The organism is Streptomyces sp. NPDC002324 (assembly GCF_053593335.1).
The window spans coordinates 1-5,616 of record NZ_JBSFCF010000085.1; the positions used below are offsets into that span (position 1 = coordinate 1).

At 67.5% G+C, this 5,616-nt stretch carries 4 protein-coding genes and 1 pseudogene; all 5 read right to left on the reverse strand.

All coding sequences use genetic code 11. From position 1 onward, the window contains the following. Positions 1–368: 368 nt before the first annotated feature. The gene (locus ACWCRJ_RS44370) at positions 369–1,451 is read right to left on the reverse strand and encodes a phosphotransferase (protein WP_450944666.1); all 1,083 of its coding nucleotides are present in this window, start codon (positions 1,449–1,451) and stop codon (positions 369–371) included. 23 nt (positions 1,452–1,474) lie between these two features. Beyond that, complete coding sequence (locus ACWCRJ_RS44375) at positions 1,475–2,824, reverse strand: aspartate aminotransferase family protein (protein WP_450944667.1); 1,350 nt, start codon at positions 2,822–2,824, stop codon at positions 1,475–1,477. Positions 2,825–3,071: 247 nt separating this feature from the next. Beyond that, positions 3,072–3,533: an Lrp/AsnC family transcriptional regulator gene (locus ACWCRJ_RS44380; RefSeq protein ID WP_450944668.1), complete on the reverse strand. Its 462-nt coding sequence runs from the start codon at positions 3,531–3,533 to the stop codon at positions 3,072–3,074. A 271-nt stretch (positions 3,534–3,804) separates the two neighbouring features. Further along, positions 3,805–5,289, reverse strand: coding sequence for an NAD-dependent succinate-semialdehyde dehydrogenase (locus tag ACWCRJ_RS44385; protein WP_450944669.1), 1,485 nt, complete (start codon positions 5,287–5,289; stop codon positions 3,805–3,807). Between the two features lie 60 nt (positions 5,290–5,349). Then, positions 5,350–5,616 (reverse strand): annotated as a pseudogene (locus ACWCRJ_RS44390) (ABC transporter permease); the annotation flags it as partial.

Below are 5,616 nucleotides of genomic sequence, written 5' to 3' on the forward strand. Positions count from 1 at the left end.
CCCTCGAACTGCTCCCGCAACCGCTCGGGATACGGACCGTACTCGCCTATCGGCAGGTACGGCTCGATGAACTCCCACTGCTCGTCGGTGAGTTGTGTACGTGTCACACCCAGCGTCCTACCAGGTCCCACCCCCGCACGGGACCAGAACCCGAGAATGATCACGACCCCACACGGGCCCTAGCGGGCCGCCTGAAACGAACGCCGTTACGCCTGGGGCGAGATGCCGATCGCCGCGTGCAGGTGCCGGCGCAGGGAGACGCTCCTGGGAAAGCCGAACGCGGAGGACTCCGGCGTGATCGAACGGCCCGGCATGGCACTCATCGTGCCGTAGCAGCCGAACGAGGATGCTCCTTTCTTTATGGCTTTTCAGGAATGCCCGTGACGGGCTTCCCTGAGGTGCGCGACAACGTCGTCCAGGCTCACGGTCAAGGAACGCTCGATGTTGATCCAGTCGTCCTTGGCGTGATCGAGGAGGTACTCACGCCGTTCGGGCGCGCGCTCCGCGCGCCAGTTCGAGATCAGCGCACGCAGTGTGAGCCGTGCCAACGCGGCAACCGGGAGCAGCGGCAGTTCCGACGGCCGGATCGGGCGCTTTCGTTGGTAGCCCGCGGCGAAGGCGCAGGCGTCCCGCCAGGGATGATCTGGTGTCCTGCCGAGCAGGTTCGCCATGGGAACGGCGGGGTCGAAGATCACCGCACTGCGCACCGTGTCGCCGAAGTCGATGACACCGGTGACGAAGTGATCGCTCTTCTCTGGGTCCACCAAGATGTTGTATGGGCTGAAGTCTCCGTGGATCACTTGCGTTTCGAGATCACTCAGCCTCGGGACGACGTTCTCGCCGAAGAGCCGGAAGACGGACTGGGCCGACTGGCGGTGCTCGGGGCTCGGCGTGTGCTCGACCAGTTCGGTCATCTGGTGGAAATGCCGGATGTCCCATGCCAGACCTCGTCGCTCCGCCGGGTGCGTGAACGGCCTGAGCGCCACGTCGATCAGCCCCAGCATCTCGCCCGCCTCGGCGAGCCGCTCCGCGTCCGGGTTCGCATCGGCCAGGACCTGGCCTTCGACGAAGTCGAACACCCGCAGAATGCGCGTCCTGCCGTCGTTCAGCCTGATCTTGACATGGTCGTCTCCATCGGCGGTCAGCTTCACCCGCTGGACGGGCAAGTGCGCAGCGGCGGTTTCGAGGTGGCGCATCGCGGCGGTCTGGAGGGCGACAACCGCCTCCACCTCGTCAGGTGGTGAGACCTTCACGAGGTAGTTGCGCGGGTCGGTGCTGAGTCTGAATGTGTCGTCCTTCTCGGTCGCCAGTCGCCCCAGGCGTCCGGAGAGGCGGTAGTGCTCCTCGAGGAGAATGCTCACCAGCATCACGTCGACGGGCTCGTGGGAAGACGTCAGGCCGCTCTCCTCGAGGAGCCGCTGAGTATGGTTCTTGGCTGGTGAGGTGGTCACGGTCAGTCCCTTCGGTCAGCCTGTCACAGACGGTTTTTCGCGACCTCGGCGAAGGTCTCCAGGAATCGGGTCACATCGGCGGAGTCGAAGGCCAGTGGCGGGCGGATCTTCAGGGTGTTCGCCGACTTGCCCGTGCCGTTGATGAGAATCCGGCGATCGCGCATGTCGTTGATGACGTCTTCGGTCAGCAGGCGGTCCGGCTCAAGAGTTTCCCGGTCCTTCACGATCTCCACGCCGACGTACAGACCGGCGCCGCGGACTTCGGCGACGTAGGGGGAGTCCTTGGTGATCTCCCGCAGTCCCGCGCGCAGAGCGTTGCCGCTCTCCAGGACGCGCTGCTGCACGTTCTCCTTCTCGAGGACGTCCAGCACCGCCGCGCCGGCTGCCACGGGGATCGAGCTGCCGCCGAAGGTGTTGAAGTAGCGGACGTTGCGTCCGAACTCCTCGCTGACCTCGGGGCGGAAGACCACGCCCGAGATCGGCATTCCGTTACCCATCGGCTTGCCCATGGTGACGATGTCCGGCAGGACGCCGTGCCGGGTGAAGCCCCACATCGACTCCCCGAGCCTGGCGAATCCGGACTGCACCTCGTCCGCGATGTAGACACCGCCGGCCGCGTGCACCTCCTCCACCACGCCCTGCATGTAGTCGACCGGGTCCGTGAAGATGCCGTCGCTGGTGTAGGCGCAGTCGGTGACCAGCGCCGCCAGGCGGTAGCCGTGGCGCTCGAGGTCGTCGATCGCGCCCCGTACCTGCTGCCGCATGTGCTCGGCGAGCGTTGTTCCCGGCGCGGCAAGGCGCGGGTCCGGCGGATCGATGAGCCGGACATTCGGTCCCAGCGGCGATCCCGCGCCCAGGTGCGGTGAGAAGCTCGCCACCTCCCGGGTGATGCCGTGGTAGGCCCAGCGGGTGACGATGATGCCCTCGCCGCCCGTGTGGAACCTCGCCACTCGCACCGCCAGGTCGTTCGCCTCCGATCCGCTGCACGCGATGCTCAGCTTCGACAGCTCCTCGGGGAAGGTCGCGAGCAGCCGCTCCGCGTAATCGACCAGGGCTTCCTGGACGTAGCGCGTGTTGGTGTTGACCGCCGTCATCTGGCGGGCGACCGCCTCGGCCACGTAGGGGTGAGCGTGTCCGACGCAGGGGACGTTGTTGTAGGCGTCAAGGTGGTCGTTGCCGTCACGGTCGATCAGGTGGGCCCCGTGACCGGAGACGAACTCGACCGGCTCCTTGTAGATGAGTGTGTAGCCAGGGCCCAGGACCTTGTTCCGGCGCTGGATGGTCTCTCGGAGGTGTTCGGGGAGCTCGCTCAGTGCCCCAGGGTCGAACCGGTTGGGGTAGTGGGCTATCGCCCGACTCAGCGTCGAAGTCATCGGCAGGCACACCTTCAGTCTCGTTCTGGGGTTGCTCACTGCATGGATCATTGTCGATTGTCGACGATAAAAGCATTGTCGACAACTGTCAACAGGCCCGAACTTGCCTCAGGCCCACTCTGCGGAACCCTCGAAAGGGCCTGAACCACGCGCCGCGCGTACACAGTGGACGGCACTGGCAGGAGAGAGCAGCGATGGTCTCTATGGTCACGTTGGACTGACGGGGAGGTGGCGATGGCGGCGCTGCTCACCCCGATGGCGTGGTACGCCGTCTTCTTCGCGGACGGTTGACGATGCTGGACAGGGTGAGGGCGGTGACCGTGTCCCGTACGCCGGGCATCTGGGCGATGTTCTCCCAGATGACTCGTACGCGTTCCAGCGAGGCTGCCTCCAGGCGCACCATGATGTCGTAGTCGCCGCTGAGGATCTCGCAGATGACGACCTCCGGAATGCTCTTGAGCGCGGCCAGGACGTCGCCACCGCGCATGCGGTCCTGGCGGTGGACGAGGACGAGCGCCGAGACGACATTGCCGGTGTCCTCGCCCGGACGGACGATGGTGTAGCCGGCGATGTGGCCCTGCCGCTCCAGCCGTTCGATGCGCTGGCGCACCGCATTACGGGAGAGCAGCACCCTGCTGGCCAGCTCCGAGTGTGAGAGGCGGGCGTTGCAGGTCAGCTCGGCGATGATCTTCTCGTCGATGGCGTCCACGGCCAACCGTTTCCTTCGTCAAGTCGGTGGAGATGGCGGCCCCACGGCACTCGGATCACGGGTGCCATGGGGGCCGCGGAGCATGGCGGGGTGCCGGTAAGGGGCCTGTCGAGGATCCGCCCGGGCGGCCAGGCCAGCGACATCGAGGCCGCCGGAGACTGGCGGCCACCCTTGACCGGGCCGCTGGTGGACGTAGGGGAAGGGAGCCTCACCCCGGTCACTGCCTTGCCCTGTAGGACGGGGGGAGAGGGCTCCGCCGGTGTCGGCTTGCTCAGCTGTGAAAGCCGGGCAATGACAGGTACTTGAGCTGCTGGTACTCGTGGAGGCCCTCGGGCCCGCCCTCACGGCCCAGGCCGGACTGCTTGATCCCGCCGAAGGGTGCCGCGACCTCGGAGACCAGGCCGCGGTTGATGCCGACCATTCCGGCCTCCAGCCGGGCGGCGACCCGCCGGGCGCGGTCGATGTGGGACGTCATCACATACGACGCGAGCCCGTGCTCGGTGTCGTTGGCCACCGCCATGGCCTCGGCCTCGGTGGAGAAACGGTGGATGGCGGCCACAGGGCCGAAGACCTCCTCGTGCATGATCGCGGCCTCGGCGGGGACGTGGTCCAGCACGGTCGGGGCGGCATAGTGACCCGGCCCGTCAGGGATGTCCGCCTGGCCGACGACGACGGCACCACGGGCCACCGCGTCCTCGACGAGGTGGCGGACCTTGTCCACCGCGCGGTGGTCGGCCAGCGGGCCGAGCTCGGTGTCCTCCCGGTCCGGGGCACCCACCCGGATGGCGGCGATCCGTTCGCCCATCGCCGCGGCGAACGCGTCGGCGATTCCCTCCTGGACGAGGAACCGGTTGGCGCCGACACAGGACTGGCCGCCCAGCCGCATCTTGGCGATCATCGCTTCGCGGACCGCGAGGTCGAGATCGGCGTCGTCGAAGACCAGGAACGGCGCGTTGCCGCCCAGCTCCATCGAAGTGCGCAGCACCCGCGCACCACTCTGCTGCAACAGCAGCCTGCCGACCGGTGTGGACCCGGTGAACGACAGCTTGCGCAGCCGGGGGTCGGCCAGCAGCGCCGTGGTGACCGCTGCCGCGTCGCTGCTGGTGATCACGGTCAGGACGCCTGCGGGCGCGCCGGCCTCGCGTGCCAGCTCGCCCAGTATCAGGGAGGACAGCGGGGTGAGCGCTGCCGGTTTGAGCACGGCGGTGCAGCCTGCGGCGAGGGCGGCGGCGGCCTTGCGGGCGGCCATGGCCAGCGGCACGTTCCACGGGGTGATCAGCAGGCAGGGTCCGACCGGTTCGGCGACGGTGACGATGTGGCTCTTGCCGTCCGGGGAGGGGGTGCTGCGCCCGGGCGGACGGACCGCCTCCTCGGCGTACCACCGGAAATAGGCCGCTGCGTAGTCGACCTCGCCCCGGGCTTCGGTGATCGTCTTGCCGATCTCCAGCGTGATGATGCGGGCCAGACGCTCACGGTGTTCGGTCATGGCGTCGGTGATCCGGTGCAGGACGGTCGCCCGGTCCCGCGGGCTGCTGAGGGCCCACTGGTCGGCGGCCGCGGCCGCCACGTCCAGTGCTTTCAGCGCGTCTTGTGCGCCGCAGTCGGCGACGGTGGCTATGACTTCCTCGGTCGCGGGGTTGCGCACCTCGAAGGTGCGACCGCCGGTGGCAGGTTGCCAGTCGTGGGCGAGGAAGCCACGGGGGACGGTTTCCAGGACTGCCGACTCCGCTGAGGGAGCGGTGAGGGTGTCAGTCATGCGCGTGTCTCTTTCGTTGATCGCGGGATGGTGTGTCGAGAGAGCACGATCGGTGGGTGGTCATACGGCCTCGCCTCCGGGGTTGGCGACGCCGACGGTGTTCTCGACGGACAGCAGGGATTCCTGTCTGCCGGAGCCGATCCAGCGGACCAGGGCGACGAGGCCGAGGGCGAGGACAGCGAAGGCGATGAGGATGGCGCTGACTGCGGTCACGCTGGGGTCGATCTCGAAGGTGAGCGAGTTGTAGACCTGCACGGGCAGGGTGACGGTGTCGACGGAGGAGAGGAACTGGGAGATGTAGAACTCGTCGAAGCTGGTGATGAAGGA